This is a genomic window from Shewanella algicola, assembly GCF_014648035.1.
GTDB classification, from domain to species: domain Bacteria; phylum Pseudomonadota; class Gammaproteobacteria; order Enterobacterales; family Shewanellaceae; genus Shewanella; species Shewanella algicola.
Window position 1 is genome coordinate 18,651 of the sequence record NZ_BMQI01000043.1, and the last position, 19,832, is coordinate 38,482.

Below are 19,832 nucleotides of genomic sequence, written 5' to 3' on the forward strand. Positions count from 1 at the left end.
ATAGTCGAATAAGAGGGATTAATGTGAGCTTTCCTGCACTGCATATCGATACTGTTGGCACCCAAGGGCCAAATGTAGTCCTACTGCATGGATGGGGGGTCAATAACGCTGTATTCAGTCCATTAAAAAACGCATTACACCAGTATAGAGTGCATTATGTTGATCTGCCGGGTTTTGGCTTAAGCCCTAATATTGACGGTGATATTAACCAATGGGTGCAAGCTTTGGCGCAGCAATTACCTAAAAATGCCATATGGATAGGCTGGTCATTAGGAGGATTACTTGCCACTAAAGTGGCGGTAGATTTCCCTGATTCGGTTTCAACGTTAGTCACCCTCGCCTCATCGCCGTGCTTTATGGCCAGAGACGCTAACGATGCTTTGCCTGCTTGGCCAGGAATATTACCCGCGGTATTAGCGCAGTTTTCAACACAACTTAATCGCGACTTGCCGCGCACGGTTGAGCGCTTTTTAGCCATTCAAGCCATGGGCAGTGATAACGCAAAAGCCGATATTAGCCAAATAAAACAGCTCGTGCTGAGTAAACCCATGCCTAGCAGACAGGCATTGGCACAGGGACTGACAATGTTAGAAGAGGTTGACCTGCGGCAGCAGCTGAACCAGATAACACAACCCTGGTTACGGATGTGGGGTAAACTCGATGGCTTAGTGCCTCGGCGGGTTATTCAACAAATGCCACAAGCAGAAAACATCAGCGACATATTGCTAAGCAAAGCTTCTCATGCACCGTTTATTTCTCATTCAGATGAATTTTTGCACAATTTATTACCCTGGCTGACAAAATATCAGCAATAATGCTTTAGCTAGCGCACTATATTGGCTATAATTTAGCCATGGTTTTATGGTGTAGCGACCCGCAATGATCATTAACACTCATTATCCGCAAGTGCCTTTAGCAACATCGAATGTTGCGACGGATCTTGCACGAGTGGATAACCAACAAAAACCGCCGATCATTCCACCGCAAGAACCGTCCAAAGGCCATGAAGAACGCGCGTTTAATCCACAAAATGAACGTGCTGCAGCTTATGTTGTTGCCGAGAAAAAACAACAGCAAGACCAATCACAGCGACAACAGCAAGGGTTAACCCAACAGTCTGTTGACCCAAAAGCATTGTTGCAACAACCTACACGCCAACAAACGCGACAACAGCAAACGGTTCGAGTGCTTGCCAATCTCACGCCAGCCTTGCAACGCAAAGATATTCAAATCAAATCACAATCAACGGCAGTTAACGATCAAACTGAACTAAAACAGCACCAAAAAGACAGCAGTATGTCTAATGCCAATGCCCAACAGTTTGGTCAGCGAATTGGTCAATTTTATCAACAACAATCCGCCCCCAATATTGAGTCGCAACTGCAAATTCTAGCGTGACCCAACCTCATCTGTTTTGATGACTCCAGGGACAATGGCTGTTTTATACGCCATATGACTGTATGCAAAACTCCCCCATAACGCCCAACCTAAAGCGGATTCAGCTTGCCTTTGGTCAAGTGAATTGGGTGTTAATTGCTCACTGACAAAGTCATAACTAAATGTTTGTGCTGGCCGTTCTGGCTGTAAAATAGTGATTTGACTCCCTTCTAACAGTCCAAAGTTTTTGTCATATTGCATCAATGCACGACCCTTCCAATCATCTGGCGCTTTCGTTAAGTCGCGGCCTAGCATTGGATAATTGTCAGAGATCCCCATAAGCGATAACAATGTGGGCGGCATGTCGATTTGGCTAGCAACGCGAGCATCACGCTTAATGTCGATACCCTCGCCTAAAATTAATCCCGGAATACGAAACCGAGAAACCGGCACCAACGCATCACCACCCACACGGCTATCATGATCTGCCACCACTAAAAATATCGTGTCTTTCCAATACTCTGACCGTTTTGCCTTTTTGAAAAACTCTCCCACCGCATAATCGGCATATTTAACCGCATTATGCATGGTGTATTTAGGCTGTTCATATAATTCAATTCGTTCATCAGGAAACTCAAAAGGGTCATGATTACTCGAACTAAACACTAAACTAAAGAAAGGTTTACCTTGTTTATGCATCCGCGAAAACTCTTCATCAGCTTTAAATAATAAGTCTTCGTCTGACACCCCCCATGACGCAACAAATGCAGGATTAGTATAGTCACCCTGGTCGACAATATTGCTGAACCCATTGCCTAAAAAGAAGCTACGCATATTATCGAAATGACTTTCTCCACCGTAAATAAATTGAGTTTCATAACCATGCTGCTTTAATAAATCTGCAATGGTAAAAAAGCCTGTTTGGCTCTTACCTAACTTCACAACTGCACGTGCAGGTGTTGGCGTAAAACCTGTGGTAATCGCTTCAATCCCCCTTACTGAACGGGTACCTGTTGCATACAGATTTTCAAAAAACCAACCTTCTTGCGACAGCTCATCGATATTTGGTGTTAACGGTAATCCACCTAAACTGCCAACAAAACGTGCCCCTAAACTTTCTTGTAAAATAATCACTAAGTTTTTAGGTTTGCCGCTGTAACTGGCCTGGTTAAAAGATTGGCTCGGAATATCGTTGGAGGTGAATGCACTTAATGGTCGGCCACTTTCTCGGCGCACAATATCGATAATCTTATCTGTTGTTAACTTGCCATAAACGCTAGACGCATCTTGTTCATTATTCATCTGTGAAATTGCAAACATCAGTGAAAATGACGAATTTAAAACTAATGAATTCACCAAAGGATCATCAGAAAACGATACTAATGATGGGTTTAACGGCCGGTGCCCTAGCGATGAACGAGCACCCAACACAGTCACTGCAATCACAATCACAGCTAAAGCAGGGCGCCAGTACCATCGAGAATATTTGATATTCGTTGTTAAACGTCCACTTAGGCGCCAACCAAACCACACCGTGGCAATTGAAATTAAAACAGACAAAATAAGTTCAGCTTTGCGGCCAGACCAAAGCATCGACAACACTTCTTTAGGGTAAATCAGGTACTCAACATACAAACGGTTTGGTCTAAAGCCATATTCAGCAATAAATGAGGGCGTTGAGGCTTCTAAAAAGACAATTAACCACAAACTTAGGGTTAACCAAATACGTAAGATTATCAGCCAAACTCGACCGATTAAATGCTCTCCTGCAAATACCACGCTGCCAAGGGCTGCAATGCCAAAAAACCAACATAAAGAGGCAAAATCGACGCGCAGGCCTTGGATTAAAATATCATTCCAGCCTTGAGCATTAGCGACTCGATCCATTTGCCAAAAAGACAAACCTAAGCGACTCACACTCATCACCAGAAAACTTATCACACTAAAAAATACAATAACGCCAAATATATTAGCTGATGAATTTATTTGGTTTTTTAACGTTTTATTATCAGTGTAACGATTGAAAATAGTGAACATTAATGACTCCAATATTTATTATTATTTTGCGTTAAGTCCTTTTTTGCGCGCACAAAGCTGCCCCAAGTAACGAGTCGTTATTTGGAAATAGGTTAGGTCTTAAGGATGGCTTATATACTAAGCGTGTATAACAAGGCCGTTATCATCAAACTAGAGGATTCAGGCCTATCAATATTTACAGCATACTGTTGGTGATGGTGTGGGTTATTTCAACGTCACTCGCCTTAAACACCTGCAACAGTCTTGGTGGCGATAAAATCAGGTTCTTCATGGCAATGCTGGTTTGGTTATATGCAAACTAAAACGGATTTTATCTTCTGAAATCAGCCCAAAACTAAACGTAAAGCCATTCGCTTTCGCTATATTTTCAACAATCGCGAGGCCAAGACCATGGCGGTCGGTATTGGTTCGAGATTGTTCAGCCTGAAACAGCGGTTGAGTAAGGTGCTCTAGGTCATGGGAGTTAAGTGATTTAAGCAATGTATTTTCTACATAAATAGTCACACCGTTATCTTCTGCAAATAAGCTCAATTTAATCTCAGACTGCTCGGGGCTGTAATAAAGCGCATTGTCGAATAAATTAGTTAATATAAGATCCAATGAAAACTCATCCGCAAAAATATGTTTGTCCATTAACTGGTTATCAATGAGTAAGCGTTTATTAATGTCGTGGTATTTAAACGCCAAGGTTTCAATAATATGTTCAAGTAATGTTGAGATATCGAGCTGTTGGCGGTTTAAATGAATATGCTCAGATGATGCCTGCTGCAGCAGTAATAAGTTACTCACAATGGTCTTCATTCTAAGGCTTATATTCAACACATCTTGTTTGTATGTTGTCGCAATACGCTGGTCATCCGGATAGCGAATATAAACTTCACTTAAACTGATTAACTCGCTAATAGGCGTTTTCAGCTCATGGGCGATATCGGCAGTAATCCGTTTTTCAGCTTGCAGGTACTGCTTGCTTATTTTTACAAATTTATTCAGTTCATCCCGAATCGGTTCGATTTCCAAATAGCGCTCAGCGCCAGCCGACAAAGGAATGTATTTTTGAGTCACATCTGCATGTTTTAAGGCGTCATTGAGCTCATTTAATGGTGCCAAGCCACGATAAATCACTTTCACCACCGCCCAGCGGATCAACACAATAACCAGCAATAAACCAATCGCCAAACTCGAGTCGATAATCACTAAAATTTGAGTGAGGTCTTCTGTCGTAATCGCCACAGTTAACCACATAGGCTCAACATTAATGGCAGCATCACCTAAAGACTTTGGCACTTGAGGTTCAAAATACGCCACCATCGCTCGCCCAGAGCGACCATCAGGCAAATCGACATCAGCAAAAATGGCGCTGTTCAGTGGAATGTCTTTTTTGAGTAAATCTACTCTAGGAAAATGGTTTAACGACTCCGAGCGCTCAAATACTGCATCGCCTTGCCACAACTGAAAAAAACTGGCTTTAGTTGAGGTACCAAACTCAGGCATAAACTCACCTGCAAAATCAAACTCAGTACCTTCTGGTGTTACTTTTACTAACGTTTTTAAATAATTAGACTTATCTGTGAGTGCATTATCAAACTCAACATCAACCCAGTTATCAATGCTTATGTCGATAGCCAAAAACACCAGAATCAAAATTGCCGACACCACGTAGGTCATGGTGTTCATTAGTTTAGAGGTTAATGACTTCATGCTTTTTCATCCACAAAGTAACCAAAACCTCGTTTATTTTTTACCGGCAATGTTGCCCCCACCGCTTTGGCTTTTTTACGCACAGACGATAAATGCGCTTCAATGGTATTTTTAGATAAGTGATTAAACGACCCCACCACAGCCTCGCTGATTTGCTCCGGATTAAGCACTTGTTTAGGGTTATTAAATAGGTATTCAACTATCTTAAATTCGTTTTTAGTTAGGTCGATAAATTGACCATTCACCAGCAATGATTTATTGCTGCTATCAAGGACAAAATTAGCAATACTAATTGTTTTAGTATGTTGATTTAACTCACCACGTCGGCCCACGGTAATCAGCCGCGCTTGCAGTTCATCAAACGAAAATGGTTTGGTTAAATAGTCATCCGCGCCAGACAATAATCCGTTAACGCGATCTTCCGCCTGAGATTTAGCCGACAAAATAATCACCTTGGCTTGGTTACCTAACTTACGAATACTTTTCAATAAGCTAATACCATCAACATTGGGTAGCATTAAATCTAAAATGATAAAGTCATACTGGTTAGTCAACGCCATACTTAAGCCCTCAGAGCCATCGCCGGTTTCATCAACGGTATAACCTAAATGATCTAACCCCACTCTAATTCCGCGCCGCAGCGCTTCTGAGTCTTCAATTAACAACACTTTCATTGAGTGCCCTTATCCTATTTATGCCTTACCCATTAACCGACTGATGCTTCACTGTACTCAGTTATTGAAACACTTATGGCCATAAAACCGCCCACCACACAATCACAGCCATCAGCATGCTGATAAACACAAATGCTGATGCAATGTCTTTGGCCAAGCCTGATAAGGTATTAAATTCTAAACCAATACGGTCCACAACCACTTCTATAGCAGTGTTAACCAGTTCAGCAAACAATACAAACAGTAATGCGAGCACCAATATGGCTGATTGCGCAACACTGATATTGACGACACAAGCCAATACGGTTAATGGCACAAATAACATCAACTCCTGTTGAAAAGCCGCTTCGTTACGGCACATCCACTTTAAGCCATTAAAGGTATGTTTACAGGTATACAATAAACGCATTATTCCTTGGCGCTTAACCACTATTTTTGGCTGTTCAGTACTATTTACTTTGTTCACTGTGGTTGATGATCTCATGGTGATGTCCTAATTCAATTTACAGCGACTAGTCATGTCTAAGGCGGCGTCACGCACCGAGGTATTAACCCCATAAAGCCCTAACAAACTGTGAAACAAATTGTCGTGTGAGTAGCTTGCCGTTTGGGCATGTTCAACAAGACATTCACGGTCGACACCTTTTGCTTGAGTGTAATCTTGCGGCAACCACATAAACCAAGGCACATGTGTTTGCTGGCTAGGTGCAATACTGTAAGGCGTGCCGTGTAAGTACATGCCGTTTTCACCTAATGATTCACCATGATCAGACAGGTAAACCAATGCCACGTTATATTTGTCTTGGTATTGCTCAAGCACCTTAATGGTTTTGGCTAACACAAAGTCGGTATAAACAATGGTGTTGTCGTACACATTGACTATCTCTTGGTCAGTGCAGTTTTCAATATCACTGCGGTTACACTCAGGGGTAAACGAAGCTTTGTTTGCAGGGTAACGTTGCCAGTAAGTTGGCCCATGGCTACCAATAGTATGTAACGCAATAAATTGGTTCGCTAACCCTTTACCCGACGCGGCACTAGTCTGTGTATCTTGTTGTAATTTTTGAGTAAGCTTTTCAATTAATATCTCATCGTAGCAACTTAAACCATCACACAATGGGTTATTTTCGCTAGGTGATATGTCAATTTTATTAATCCGTGCTCCAACCGCTTTATCGCCACCGTCATTGTCAAACCAGGTTACTTCAACACCTGCCGCCTTGATGACATCAAGCACGTTATTTTGCGCGTCAGCAGCTTTGCGACTGTAGTCATTACGCGTTAAGTTTGAAAACATACAAGGTAGCGAGTGTGCAGTGGCGGTTCCGCACGAGGACACATCTTGCAGCGCGATAATGCCTAGGTTTTCAGTGTATGGGTTGGTGTTACGTTGATAGCCGTTATGAGCCATGTTTTGCGCTCGCGCAGTTTCGCCAACCACTAATACCATTAATGTAGGCTTACCATTGGCAACTGGCACTAACTTCGCATCTTGACCAATAGGATTAAACGTCAATTTTTCACTAAAGAAGCGTTGATTAATATACTTAGCAGTGTTGTAAATATGCGCAGGAATAATCATTTTATTGAGGTACTGATTATTGCGCCCAACAGAGGCGTAATCTTTATAAAAAAACAACACCATCACTCCAATAACAGCTAATCCAAGGACAACAAATCCTACCCGACGAAACAAGGCTTTGGTTAATGATACCTGGCTAGCAATATTTGTGCGGTACACCCAAACAGACGGCAAGATCCCAAATACCAACACATAGCCTACTGAGTTGATACTTAAATAAGAAATCGCTTCGCCAGAGTTGGTCTCAAAGATATTTTCGATCATGCTGTAATCTAAAATAACGTTGTACTGAAGCATGGCGTACATCGCCGCAGACGAAGACAATATGAGTACAATCATTGCTGGCTTATAAACAAAACGAAAGGCAAATATGCTGAAGATCACCATAAAGCAGCCACTGAGCAAAATCGCTGGCGTTAGCGAAAATAGCACATGGCCCTCTGTCGATAATTGGTAAATTTTACGAATAATGGGGAAGTTTAATACCAGGCCAAAATATACCGCAATAATGCCCGTCATCGCTTCATAACTGATGCTTTGTGGGGTAATGCGTGACCATGTTTCAGTTAATAATTTCATAATAACCACTCGCGTTAAACTCGACTGGCGTTGATATTCAACTAAAACACTTAAGATCCACTGAATAAAAACTGAATTATTACTGACTGTAGACATTCAGTTTTAAAAGAGCATAAAAATGCCCTTACTCAACAAAGTAAGGGCTTTAAATCAATGCATTAAGCTAACTTAACAATGCGTCAGCGTAAATACATTATTTCTTCAGTTTGGCAAACGCATCAGCAAAGGCATTACCCATTGCTGCATTTTGCGGTGCTTTTACCGGTTTATTAGCCTGTTTGGGCTGGTTGTTTTGTTTAGATTTACCATGACTCGGTTTGCCACTAAATGAAGCCTTTTGTGATCCCGATTTAGCTTGGCCCATTTTGGCAGGCGCAGGCTTTTCATCTAGGCGCATGCTTAAGGCAATGCGGCGACGCTCTACGTCCACTTCCATCACCTTAACTTTTACGACATCACCCGCTTTCACCACAGTATGAGGGTCACTCACAAACTTGTCGGTTAAGGATGAAATATGCACTAAGCCATCTTGATGCACGCCAATATCCACAAAGGCACCAAAGTTAGTCACATTGGTCACCACGCCTTCTAAAATCATTTCAAGCTTAAGGTCTTTTAACTCCTCTACGCCGTCTTTAAAGTTAGCGGTTTTAAACTCACCACGCGGGTCACGTCCTGGTTTATCGAGTTCAGACAAAATGTCGTTAATGGTTGGCACACCAAAGGTGTCAGTGACAAAGTCCGCGGCATTAATGTCGTGCAATAAATCGGGGTTACCAATAAGCTGCGCAACCGGTTGCTGCTTAGCTGCAGCAATGGTTTCAACTAAGCTATAGGCTTCTGGGTGAACCGATGAGGCATCAAGCGGATTGTCGCCATTGCGAATACGCAAGAAACCCGCGGCTTGTTCAAAGGCTTTTGGACCAAGGCGCGGCACGCTCAACACTTGCTTACGGTTAGTAAACTGGCCATTGGCATCACGATAATCAACAATGTTTTTTGCGAGGGTTTTATTTAACCCAGCCACCTGAGTCAATAACGGCGCTGACGCCATGTTTAAATCTACACCCACACCGTTTACACAATCTTCAACAACCGCTTCAAGTGACTGCGACAGCATGCTTTGACTAACATCATGTTGATATTGGCCAACGCCGATGGCTTTAGGTTCAATTTTAACCAGCTCGGCTAATGGGTCTTGTAAACGACGAGCAATCGATACTGCACCGCGAATAGACACATCTAAATCCGGAAACTCATTAGCTGCAAATTCAGACGCTGAATACACTGATGCGCCCGCTTCGCTTACCATCACTTTGGTTAATTGAGGTTGCGACTCTTTAACAGCCGCAATAAGCTCACCCGCTAACTTATCGGTCTCACGCGAACCCGTTCCGTTACCAATGGCAATAATCTCGACCTTATGCATCGCCACTAGGTTACTTAAGGTACGGATTGATTTGTCCCATAAGTTTTGCGGTGCATGTGGGAAAATCGTGGTGTGAGCCACTAACTTGCCAGTGTTATCAACAATGGCCACTTTAACGCCGGTGCGGATCCCAGGATCTAGCCCCATAGTGGCTTTAGCGCCTGCAGGTGCCGCCATTAATAAGTCGCCTAAGTTACGGGCAAACACTTTAATGGCTTCTTCTTCGGCACTTTCACGCATTTTGGCAATAAACTCAGTTTCCATTTGCAAGGCCACTTTAATGCGCCAAGTTGAGGTCACCACGGTTTTTAGCCAGCTATCAACGCTAGAGTCAGTTAATACTAAGTTGAAATGATCGCTAATGATCACTTCGCAATAACTGCCTTGAGTGGCTTCGGTATTTGGGTCGGCATTCATCGACAAGCTCAGCACACCTTCATTACGACCGCGCAGCATGGCTAAGGCGCGGTGTGATGGGATTTTGCTCATCAACTCATTATATTCAAAATAGTCGCGAAACTTAGCGCCTTCTTTTTCTTTGCCTTTGACCATTCGGCTCTCAAGCACTGCTTGTTGGCTTAAATGCTGACGCACTTTGCGCAACAGCTCTGCATCTTCAGCAAAGCGTTCCATCAAAATGTAACGCGCACCGTCTAATACTGCTCTAATGTCGGCAAAACCGGCTTCTGGATTTAAAAACTCAGCCGCTTTGGTCTCTATATCTAATTGGCGATCGGCTAAAACAGCATCCACCAACGGCTCAATGCCGGCTTCGATGGCAATTTGGCCTTTGGTACGACGCTTAGGTTTGTATGGCAGGTATAAATCTTCAAGGCGGGTTTTACTGTCTGCTTCATTAATGGCTTGCGACAACGCTGGGGTTAACTTTCCTTGCGCTTCAATGCTCGACAACACCACTTGGCGACGGTCATGCAATTCACGCAAATAACCAAGGCGTGAAAACAAGTTACGCAGCTGAGTGTCATCTAAGCCACCGGTGGCTTCTTTACGATAGCGGGCCACAAACGGTACGGTTGCACCATCATCTAAAAGTGCAATGGTCGCAGCGACCTGTTGCTCACGAACGTTAAGCTCTTGAGCGATAATCTGGGCAATATTATGCATAATGGATCGAGTTCGGCATGGTTTAAAATAAAATTATGCCAAAGATAGCATACTCTTTGATAGAGTTTTACGCTGATTAGACAACATGAACAGTAAACGGTCTTAAGAAGCTGAAATTTTGGCGTTACAAAACGCTTTTGGTGATAAGCCTGCCACCTTAGAAAAAAATCGACTAAAAGTAGACATATCAGTAAATCCGCACTCATACGCTGTTAATTTTATGTTTCCTTTGTTAATAAGTAATCTAGAAATAATATGATTAATCTTTGCGTCATTAATAATGCTTTGGGGGTTTGTATCTAACAATTTTAATTCTCTTTGCAAACTTCTCGGCGTCATATTAATAACTTGAGACAATGCAGCAAGTGATAACGAATGATAAGGAATACTATTTGCAGCTGCATTTACCCTTTCTAATTCGCTTATGTTTTCGACAACCAACTGTTTATCTTCAACAATATCACCCTCATCTTTATTTATCGTGACACTAAAATGATCTTTATTAAATTCAACTTGCTCAAACATATTTATATATTTACTATAAAAGTCACGACCATATGGAAGACGAATTAACATATCATCGGATTTTTCTAATAAAGGTTTAAATATTTCAATCATACAAAAATAGATAAACAAATCATCATATTTTGAGGCGAGCTGCTCTGGACCTCGCTTTGCAACAAGGGTAACGCTAGTTTTAGACACAATGCTAGACCATGCAAGATCTGAAATACTTCGATAATAATGAGTAAAATCTAATAGATTAAGTGCCGCTGACTTATTAAAGTCTAATATTTTAATAGTAAAAGGAATTAATCTTTCTCTGAACACATGTTCTAAATCAGCAAAGAAGTATGGATTATTATCCATGGCTTCCATTTCATATAAAATATTATTAATTGAGTAATAATTAATCTTGTCATCATCGGATAACAACCGTATATGTTGATATTCATCAGGCACAGAAATACCTTTGCTATCGCAATATTCAATAACAATTTTAGTATGCAGTGCAGGGCGACATTTAAATTTGATCACGGGGTGAACTTTACCTCGTCAATTGACTCTAATTTACATTAAATGACATTTTATCTTTTTTGTTATATTGAGTGTTGATCTTAGTCACACTTGTCGTTTTATGCCAATTTCTTAGCATGGCTAACCCCACTTTCGACATCTAAACTACCTATTACGATATACATCATTTACATAAGTTAAGGTAGGAACCCCCTATGAACGCATACAAGCAACTGCTCTTTGCGCTTTCACTGGTCATTTATGGGTGTGCATTTAATGCTGCATCTACACCTTGGGAACAACTCGATTCAGAGCAACTTGAAACCACACTCATTGAAAAGTTTGCAGAGGGTAACTATTCACCTAAAGGTGCAGATAGCTGCTTAATGTGTCATAAAAAAAATGACAAAGTGATGGATATCTTTAAAGGTGTTCATGGCAATGTCACTAATTCAAATTCACCTATGGCCGGCCTTCAATGTGAAGCCTGTCATGGACCGCTCGGTAACCATAACCGCGGTGGTAAAGAGCCGATGATCCAGTTTGGTCAAGACAGCAAACTGTCGACTCAAACTCAAAATACCGTTTGTCAGGGTTGTCATAACGATGCCAAGCAAATGGCGTGGCATAACAGCACACACAATCTTGAAGACATTGCTTGTGCCGACTGTCATGTTGTCCATGCCGCAACCGACCCTGCACTTGAAAAACTCACCGTCAACGACACCTGTACCAACTGTCACACGCGTGAAAAAGCAGACATGAACAAACGCTCTAGTCACCCAATGAAATGGGACCAAATGACCTGTATCGATTGTCATTCACCACATGGGTCAATGAGCGAAAGCGCGTTAAACAAACCTTCTATTAATGACACATGTTACAGCTGCCATGCTGAAAAGCGTGGCCCCGTTCTGTGGGAACATGCGCCAGTCACCGAAAACTGTGTTACCTGCCATAACCCGCACGGTAGCGTAAACGAAAGCATGCTAACCCATCGTGCACCTCAACTGTGTCAACAATGTCATGCCGATGATGGCCATGCGAGTCGTGTGGTGCAGCAACCAGGTGTGGACGCCTTTGGTGGCGGTAAAAGTTGTTTAAATTGCCACAGCCAAATCCATGGTTCTAACCACCCTGCTGGCAGCACATTGCAGCGTTAATGAGGAGTCACACAATGAATTTTAAACTCAATATTATTACCGCCTCATTATTGCTCGCGTCTGCGCCAGTACTGTCAGCGAACTTTGCCGTAAGCCAGGCCAATACGACTCAGGTTGACCAGCAAAACTATCAATGTAAGCGCTGTGAAGTGAACTCAGGTTATCGCGGTAACGTCAGTGTGGCAGCAGGCTACATTGAAAGTGATGATGTACATGTGGCCAATGCATTCGGCACTGACCAGGATGGCTTTGTTGCCACGGCCAATGCTGACGTGCAATACCAAAATAGCGAGGGTTACCAGGCTAAGCTTAACACTCACCAATTAGGCTACGAAAACAGCTTTGCTCAAATGAGCGCCGGTAAACCGGGGTTATTTACCGTCGACGCCGACTATCAGTTAATCACCACATATCAATCGGGTGATGCGCAAAGCAACTTATATTATGACCAGGGCACGCTCGTCAACAGCACCTTGCCATACGCGTTTGAGCTTTCTCAGCAACGTGAAAAAATAGCCTTGCAAGCTGAAGTGCAACACGACATGTATCAAGGTTATGTGCAGTTCGAAACCGAAGATAAGTCAGGTTACACCAGTAGCAGTGTGATGAACCCAAGCCCTGTTAACATCGGCTTGGTGGTTGACTCAACCACCGATTCATTTACCGCAGGCGCGATATTAAATGGGGCGAACTGGCTTACCGAACTCAGTTATTTTGCAAGCCAGTACGACAATAACAGTCAGGATTTAAGCTTCACTTATTTAGACGATGTCTATGCCGCAGCACCAGACAATGAAGCGCATCAAATCTCACTCTCGGGTCAATACCAATTAGACAGCACCGTGATGTCTGGGCGCTTTATTGTCGGCCGGATGATACAAGATGACGACTTAATCTCAATGAGCGGTAACCCAATACAAAATTGGGATGGTGAAGTTGATACCACAGATGCGACCTTAAAAGTGTCATCAATGTTGAGTAATCGTTTACGTGTGGGCGGTAGCTATGACTACAGCAACCGCGAAAACAACAGCTCAGTATTTGAATTTCAGCAATACACCTTTAATGACTTAAACGACACCTTTAAAGAAAACATTGCCACTGACATTGAGCGTTCAACGTATAAGCTCAACGCCAAATACCGTATCAGTCAGGGCTATCGCCTGCAAGCGGGTTACGACCGTAAAGAAATAGACAGAAGCTACAGTGCCCGTGAAGAAACCCACGACGACACGCTATGGGGCAAATTGTCTATTCGCGCTATAGACAACGTTGTTATTGATATTAAAGCAGAGCACAGCAACCGTGATGGCTCAGCGTACCAAACGGATGAATTAACCTCGTCAGAAGAAAACGCCTTAATGCGCAAGTACTACCTGGCCAACAGAACCCGCAATAACGTTGAGTTAAGCATTAACCACACCCCGCTCAGCTGGTTAGGCGTCGACATCAGTGCACACTACGCCAAAGATGATTACGACGACACCGTTATCGGCTTAACCGAATCAGAAGACTACGGCGTCAACCTTAACCTTAATGCCACTGTCTCTAAACATGTCAGCTTATATGGCTTTGCCAGCCAGCAATGGATTAACTCAGCACAAGCGAGCAGCCAAAGTTACAGCGCAGCCGACTGGTATACCGACATTGAAGATGAATTTATCAATATCGGTACCGGTATTAGCTACGGCGGCTTAATGCAAGACAAGCTGACACTGGGTGCAGACTACTTGTTTAGCAACTCAAACAGCGACACTTACATCACCAGCACAGGCACAACGCCCTATGGTGACTATTACTCATACAACCACAGCGTCAACATGTACGCAAACTACAACCTGAGTAACGAAATGGCACTCAAACTGACTTACCGCTATGAGCGTTATTACGACACAGATGACGCACAAATGTCGCTTGATGAAACGACAAGCGTAATCACTTTAGGTGAGTTAAATCATAACTATAGCGCCCATCAGGTCATGCTGAACTTCAGCTACCTGTTGTAAACGTTACCCAAACCAAATTTACATTTAGTAAGAGGACATCACAATGGAACGCAGAAGTTTCTTAAAAATGAGTGCTGCTATGGGTTGTGCCGCAACCGTCGCGGGTTGTAACTCAAGCTCTAAAGATGCAGTAAAAGTACCAGTGGACACACCAGTATCAGAAGAAACAATGACATGGTCAGCCTGTCTTGTTAACTGTGGTTCTAACTGTCCAATTAAAGTGTTTAGCCGCGATGGCATGATCACCCGCGTTGAAACTGACCACGAAGTCGAAGACGTTTACGGCTTACATCAAGTTCGTGCTTGTGCTCGCGGCCGTTCATTACGTCAAAGAACCTACGCATTTGACCGTTTAAAAACCCCAATGAAACGTGTTGGTGCACGTGGTGAAGGTAAATTTGTCCCTATTACCTGGGAAGAAGCGACTACGACAATCGCGAACAAATTAACCTCAGTGATTGCTGAACACGGTAACAAAGCAATTTTCAGAAGCTACGGCTCTGGTGCGTATTACGGTTTTGCTTCTAACAGCTGTTTTAACCGTTTATTCAATTTAGTAGGCGGTTATTTAGATAAATTTGGTAACTACTCTTGGGCACAACAAACTGAAGCCGCCAAGCACACATTTGGTTCTGGCAGTACTTCAGGTTCAGCCACTGTCACACTAGAAAGCAGCGACTTTTTACTTGGCTTTGCTTATAACCCAAGCGAAATTAGACAATCTGGTTCAGGCGAAGGTTACGATTACTTGCAAGCTCTGCAGCGTAATAACGGCCTGAAAATCACCATGATTGATCCGCGTTATACAGACTCTATGCTGGGTAAAGAGTCGACTTGGTTACCGATTAGACCGGGCACAGATGCTGCTTTAGCAGAAGCCATGGCCTACTTAATGATCAGCTCTGGCTGGGTTGATGCCAACTCAATTAACTTCATTAACCAGTACGCAGTCGGTTATGATGCTGCATCAATTTTGGCTCAAAAAGAAATTTTTGAAGCCAGTGGCGATGCCACCAAAATTGAATATGCCGCGGCAATGAACCCAAGTGAAAACTACTACGACTATATAATGGGTCTTGGTATTTACAGCGACAGAGGTCCACGCACACCCGCTTGGGCAGAAAAAATCACCGGTATCAGCGAAGCACAAATTAACACCTTAGCCGACGATTTAATGGCCGCTGACAGACCATACATTATTGCGGGCGCTGGCGTTAACCGCCATGCAAACGGTGAGCAAAACGTGCGTGCTATTTACATGCTAGGAGTACTAGCCGGTAAATTAGGTCAAGTCGGTGCATCAAATGGTGAACTGCCAAACATGAACAGCATGTTCCGTGGTGGTATTCCTACAGGCACTAACCCAATTAAAGAAAGAATCTCTTTCTTTACATGGACTGAAGCCATTCACAACGGCGAAAACATGACAGCGAGAACCCACGGTGTTACGGGTACAGAAACGTTAGATACGCCATTAGGCACTAATATCAAAGTCATCTTTTCAGCGTCTGATAGCACCCTGCTAAATCAGCATTCTGATATTAATAAAACCGCTGAAATCTACAGTGACGAAAACGGTGTTGAACTGATTGTCTCTTGCGATTGCTGGATGACACCAGGCAGTAAATTTGCCGACATCATTCTACCAGACACCTCATGGTTAGAATCAAACGACCTAGTTAATGACTCTTATGCATCTGGCGCATTAGGTTACATCACTGCAATGAAAGCCTTTGCAGACCCAATTTGGGATTGTAAATCAATGTACCAAGTTGCTGCACTTATAGCTGAAAAAATGGGCGTAGGTAACGAGTTTACTGAAGGTAAAACCGAAGACGACTGGCTTGAAGAGTTATATCAGCGAACTAAAGCGTCTAGCACTAACGAAGGTGTGACTCCTGCGTTCCCAGACACTTACAAAGAAGCACAAGAAATTGGCTTCTTCCGTAAAAACATGAACAACCGTAATGTCGCACTTGAGTCATACATCAACGGTAGCGCTACATTGCCAACACCATCAGGCAAAATTGAAATCTACTCAGCAGAGCTAGCATGGCGTGCAGCAAACTGGGAACAAAACAAAGCCAAAGGTGACACCATCACAGCTATCCCACAATACACAGTAACCTGGGACGGCTACGAAGATGAAGACACCAGTACAGATTATCCATTACAGCTTTCTGGATACCACACCAAAGGTCGTACTCACTCAAGCTATCACAATGTGCCATGGCTACGTGAAGCGGTAGAAGACGCTATATGGATGAACGCCATCGACGCCCAAAACTACGGTGTATCGTCTGGTGATACGGTTGAAATATATAACGAACGCGGATCAATTGAAGTCACAGTAAGAGTGACACCACGTGTCATACCCGGTGTAGTCACACTCGGGCAAGGTGCTTGGTACAGCCCAGATCCAGATGGAAGAACAGGCTCAGCAGGTAAAGTTGTGGATATTGGAGGGGCGATTAACACCCTAACTCGATACATGCCAAGCCCAGTCGCAAAAGGCAACCCACAACACACAAACCGCGTTCAAATTCGTAAAGTTATTTAAGGGGCACTACTATGAGCGACTCAACCCAATATTGTTTTTATGTCGACACAACCAAATGCACAGGGTGCAAAGCTTGTCATATTTCTTGTAAAGATAGACAAGGCGATCAAATTCGCAGTGCAACCAAACCTGTAGAAGATGGTGTCCCAACATTAAATGGCGTTAACTGGCGCCGCGTATACGAATACGGTGGCGGTTCATGGAACGTTGACCCAAACACCGGTTCATATCAGCAAGAAGTGTATGCTTACTATATGTCTATCGGTTGTAACCATTGTTCAGAGCCTGTTTGTGTAAAAGCTTGCCCAACAGGCGCAATGCACAAACGCAGTGAAGATGGCCTAGTGCTCGTTGAAGAAAGCCTATGTATCGCATGCGAAAGCTGCGCACGAGCTTGCCCATACGATGCACCACAACTTGATCAAGAAAGAAAAGTCATGACCAAGTGTGATGGTTGTTACGAGCGTCTAGCTGTCGGTCGTAAGCCAGTGTGTGTAGAATCATGTCCAATGCGTGCAATAGACTTTGATACCGTCGAAAATATCGTAGCAAAATACGGTGCGGGCGACTCACACATTGCACCATTACCAAACCAATCATTGACTTCACCTAACTTGATTATCAAAGCCAATCGCCATGGCCAAGGTACAACAGGTGGCACAGGTCAAATTCTGAATCCTACAGAAGTGTAATAATTGAGGCAGTGATAACCTTTTATCACTGCCTTTTTTTGAGGACCTAACAATGACAGAAAACCACATTGCAACAATCGATATTGATAACGATAAGTTAGCTGAATATCAATCTATTGCCCGCATACTGCATAACGTTTATTGCTTTTACCCAAACGAAGAGTTGATCAACAACTTTATCGATAATGACGTAGCCCAAACCTGGCCAGTGTATGCCGAGCTTGCACCACAACAACCGGGGCAATTTTATTTACAACAATACCTTAAACAATGGCAAGCAGACCAACTCACCGATCTGCAAGTCGACTACGGCAGCCTGTATTTTGGCCCTGGCGAGCCTAAAGCTATCCCACAAGGTTCAGCTTATCTAGGCGAAGAGCAAGTGCATTTTGATGTATCAACCTTAGCCCTTGTAGACTTTTACAAACGCCATGAAGTAGAATTTACGTTAGATATGCCACAACCGGTTGACCATATTGGGTTATTTTTTAGTGTATTAGATTCAAGCTTCCAACGCTTAATTGAATCAGACCCACAAACCAACAAAGCCGAATTAACGCAGTTTATTTATACCCTATTGCAAAAGCACTTTACCCCATGGGTAGGCCGTTGTTTGGAGCTAAGCGAACAACATGCTAAAACCGATTTTTACCTTGGCATGGCCAAAATGACCAAGGCCTATATTAACGAGTTAACTAATACGTTTAACGTATTACCCATGCCAAGAAAACTGCATAGGTAATGCAGAGCAACGGCGTTATTCAGTAGGAAGCAAAATGTCTTTTATACGCGCAGTATCATCTCAATGGAACAAAGCTGAATGGTCACATCAGCTGGTGCTGTTTTGGCAGCAAGACGAGTATGTAAGAAGCCTCTTTGTGGGAGCGACAACCATGATCACTGTGGCCAACGTGATAGCAGCAATGAAACCGCTCCCCGATCCCTCTCTACAACACGCCTCCACAGCACCTATCGACTCAGCTGAACTAACGCCGCCACAAATTGGATTAACCCAGTTTGAGGCCGCTAGTACATTATTTGATTGTTTTTTGCTGTTATTTGTAAAAGAGCTGCAATATCAACAGCTCTCACAAGCAGAAGCCATCATTGTTCAACTGGCGGAGTACTATGCAATTAACTACCAAAAAAAGCCGATTGAAGACACTAAACTGATGAATCAAAGCGCCCAGATAATTCACGCAGTCGCCCAGTTAAAACAAATCAGAAACGTACAACGTAAAGCAAAGCGAAATATGGGCGCTCACTAACTTAAAACACCTGCTTAACGCCACTACCCATCGACAAATGCCAATAAATTAGTTAATTTCAACGTGAGTAACAATCACCAAGAGAAGCGTGTGAAAACGAAGTTAATTACCCTAGAAGGCTACAACAAGCTCAGACTTGAGCACGATTACTTATGGAAAGAGCAGCGTCCAGAAGTGACTAAAATTGTCACTTGGGCGGCAGGTTTAGGTGACCGATCTGAAAATGCTGATTATCAGTTCAACAAGCGTTTATTAAGGCAAATAGACCGTCGAGTACGGTACTTACGCAAACTGCTGCCCGACTTAAAAATTGTTTACTACGCACCAGAGCAAGAAGGCAAAGTGTTTTTTGGTGCCATAGTCGAAATTGAAAACGACGCCGGCGACATTAAAACCTTTAAAATTGTCGGCCCAGAAGAAATCTACGACGAACGCAAAGATTACATCTCAATCGACTCACCTATGGCACGCGCACTGCTCAAAAAAGAAGTCGACGACGAAGCGGTGGTCAGCACGCCCCAAGGTGATAAAACCTGGTACATTAATAAAATTACTTATATTAAAGACTAAAGTTATATTAAAGGCTAAAGTTTATTCTGCACTAAAACGCAAATAGGCTTGTGAT

16 protein-coding genes are annotated in these 19,832 nt (G+C 43.1%); 9 read left to right on the forward strand and 7 right to left on the reverse strand.

Annotated features, from left to right (window positions below):
• Positions 1-23 precede the first annotated feature (23 nt).
• Together bioH and IEY42_RS16530 are read left to right on the forward strand one after the other, a co-directional pair.
• Positions 24-815 (forward strand): pimeloyl-ACP methyl ester esterase BioH, encoded by a 792-nt coding sequence (gene bioH / locus IEY42_RS16525; protein ID WP_188926322.1) that lies wholly within the window; start codon positions 24-26, stop codon positions 813-815.
• A 64-nt stretch (positions 816-879) separates the two neighbouring features.
• Positions 880-1,398: a hypothetical protein gene (locus tag IEY42_RS16530; RefSeq protein WP_188926340.1), complete on the forward strand. Its 519-nt coding sequence runs from the start codon at positions 880-882 to the stop codon at positions 1,396-1,398.
• Here IEY42_RS16530 and IEY42_RS16535 read toward each other — a convergent pair.
• From IEY42_RS16535 to IEY42_RS16565, 7 genes are all read right to left on the reverse strand, one after another.
• On the reverse strand, positions 1,390-3,300 hold the full coding sequence (locus IEY42_RS16535) for an LTA synthase family protein (RefSeq protein ID WP_229780125.1): 1,911 nt from the start codon (positions 3,298-3,300) through the stop codon (positions 1,390-1,392). The genes IEY42_RS16530 and IEY42_RS16535 overlap by 9 nt on opposite strands.
• Before the next feature lie 381 nt (positions 3,301-3,681).
• Positions 3,682-5,112 carry a sensor histidine kinase gene (locus IEY42_RS16540; protein ID WP_188926344.1) on the reverse strand — a complete coding sequence of 477 codons (1,431 nt, stop codon included), beginning with the start codon at positions 5,110-5,112 and terminating at the stop codon, positions 3,682-3,684.
• Complete coding sequence (locus IEY42_RS16545; RefSeq protein ID WP_188926346.1) at positions 5,109-5,786, reverse strand: response regulator transcription factor; 678 nt, start codon at positions 5,784-5,786, stop codon at positions 5,109-5,111. Before IEY42_RS16545 ends, IEY42_RS16540 begins: the two co-directional genes overlap by 4 nt.
• Positions 5,787-5,859: 73 nt before the next feature.
• Positions 5,860-6,270 (reverse strand): diacylglycerol kinase, encoded by a 411-nt coding sequence (locus IEY42_RS16550; protein WP_188926348.1) that lies wholly within the window; start codon positions 6,268-6,270, stop codon positions 5,860-5,862.
• Between the two features lie 9 nt (positions 6,271-6,279).
• A complete protein-coding gene (locus IEY42_RS16555; protein ID WP_188926350.1) occupies positions 6,280-7,947 on the reverse strand; it encodes a phosphoethanolamine transferase in 1,668 nt (555 codons plus the stop codon).
• A 193-nt stretch (positions 7,948-8,140) separates the two neighbouring features.
• On the reverse strand, positions 8,141-10,501 hold the full coding sequence (locus tag IEY42_RS16560) for a Tex family protein (protein ID WP_188926352.1): 2,361 nt from the start codon (positions 10,499-10,501) through the stop codon (positions 8,141-8,143).
• Between the two features lie 102 nt (positions 10,502-10,603).
• Entirely contained in the window at positions 10,604-11,539 is a 936-nt protein-coding gene (locus IEY42_RS16565) for a helix-turn-helix domain-containing protein (protein WP_188926355.1), read from the reverse strand.
• A 194-nt stretch (positions 11,540-11,733) separates the two neighbouring features.
• Here IEY42_RS16565 and IEY42_RS16570 point away from each other — a divergent pair, with 194 nt between their 5' ends.
• From IEY42_RS16570 to greB, 7 genes are all read left to right on the forward strand, one after another.
• The gene (locus IEY42_RS16570; protein WP_188926357.1) at positions 11,734-12,681 is read left to right on the forward strand and encodes a DmsE family decaheme c-type cytochrome; all 948 of its coding nucleotides are present in this window, start codon (positions 11,734-11,736) and stop codon (positions 12,679-12,681) included.
• Between the two features lie 14 nt (positions 12,682-12,695).
• Complete coding sequence (locus IEY42_RS16575; RefSeq protein WP_188926359.1) at positions 12,696-14,687, forward strand: MtrB/PioB family decaheme-associated outer membrane protein; 1,992 nt, start codon at positions 12,696-12,698, stop codon at positions 14,685-14,687.
• A 43-nt stretch (positions 14,688-14,730) separates the two neighbouring features.
• Positions 14,731-17,247 (forward strand): DMSO/selenate family reductase complex A subunit, encoded by a 2,517-nt coding sequence (locus tag IEY42_RS16580; protein ID WP_188926361.1) that lies wholly within the window; start codon positions 14,731-14,733, stop codon positions 17,245-17,247.
• 11 nt (positions 17,248-17,258) lie between these two features.
• Positions 17,259-17,939 (forward strand): 4Fe-4S dicluster domain-containing protein, encoded by a 681-nt coding sequence (locus tag IEY42_RS16585; RefSeq protein ID WP_188926363.1) that lies wholly within the window; start codon positions 17,259-17,261, stop codon positions 17,937-17,939.
• Between the two features lie 52 nt (positions 17,940-17,991).
• The gene (locus IEY42_RS16590; RefSeq protein WP_188926365.1) at positions 17,992-18,681 is read left to right on the forward strand and encodes a TorD/DmsD family molecular chaperone; all 690 of its coding nucleotides are present in this window, start codon (positions 17,992-17,994) and stop codon (positions 18,679-18,681) included.
• A 34-nt stretch (positions 18,682-18,715) separates the two neighbouring features.
• Positions 18,716-19,207 carry a hypothetical protein gene (locus IEY42_RS16595; protein WP_188926367.1) on the forward strand — a complete coding sequence of 164 codons (492 nt, stop codon included), beginning with the start codon at positions 18,716-18,718 and terminating at the stop codon, positions 19,205-19,207.
• Positions 19,208-19,297: 90 nt separating this feature from the next.
• Positions 19,298-19,777, forward strand: a complete 480-nt coding sequence (gene greB / locus IEY42_RS16600; protein WP_188926369.1) for a transcription elongation factor GreB — start codon at positions 19,298-19,300, stop codon at positions 19,775-19,777.
• Positions 19,778-19,832: the final 55 nt, after the last annotated feature.

Bases quoted from the DNA above. Each gene is read 5' to 3' on its own strand.
- IEY42_RS16530 (WP_188926340.1), top strand. From the start codon at position 880: ATGATCATTAACACTCATTATCCGCAAGTGCCTTTAGCAACATCGAAT.
- IEY42_RS16535 (WP_229780125.1), bottom strand. From the start codon at position 3,300: ATGAGTGTGAGTCGCTTAGGTTTGTCTTTTTGGCAAATGGATCGAGTC.
- IEY42_RS16540 (WP_188926344.1), bottom strand. From the start codon at position 5,112: ATGAAGTCATTAACCTCTAAACTAATGAACACCATGACCTACGTGGTG.
- IEY42_RS16545 (WP_188926346.1), bottom strand. From the start codon at position 5,786: ATGAAAGTGTTGTTAATTGAAGACTCAGAAGCGCTGCGGCGCGGAATT.
- IEY42_RS16550 (WP_188926348.1), bottom strand. From the start codon at position 6,270: ATGAGATCATCAACCACAGTGAACAAAGTAAATAGTACTGAACAGCCA.
- IEY42_RS16555 (WP_188926350.1), bottom strand. From the start codon at position 7,947: ATGAAATTATTAACTGAAACATGGTCACGCATTACCCCACAAAGCATC.
- IEY42_RS16560 (WP_188926352.1), bottom strand. From the start codon at position 10,501: ATGCATAATATTGCCCAGATTATCGCTCAAGAGCTTAACGTTCGTGAG.
- IEY42_RS16570 (WP_188926357.1), top strand. From the start codon at position 11,734: ATGAACGCATACAAGCAACTGCTCTTTGCGCTTTCACTGGTCATTTAT.
- IEY42_RS16575 (WP_188926359.1), top strand. From the start codon at position 12,696: ATGAATTTTAAACTCAATATTATTACCGCCTCATTATTGCTCGCGTCT.
- IEY42_RS16580 (WP_188926361.1), top strand. From the start codon at position 14,731: ATGGAACGCAGAAGTTTCTTAAAAATGAGTGCTGCTATGGGTTGTGCC.
- IEY42_RS16585 (WP_188926363.1), top strand. From the start codon at position 17,259: ATGAGCGACTCAACCCAATATTGTTTTTATGTCGACACAACCAAATGC.
- IEY42_RS16590 (WP_188926365.1), top strand. From the start codon at position 17,992: ATGACAGAAAACCACATTGCAACAATCGATATTGATAACGATAAGTTA.
- IEY42_RS16595 (WP_188926367.1), top strand. From the start codon at position 18,716: ATGTCTTTTATACGCGCAGTATCATCTCAATGGAACAAAGCTGAATGG.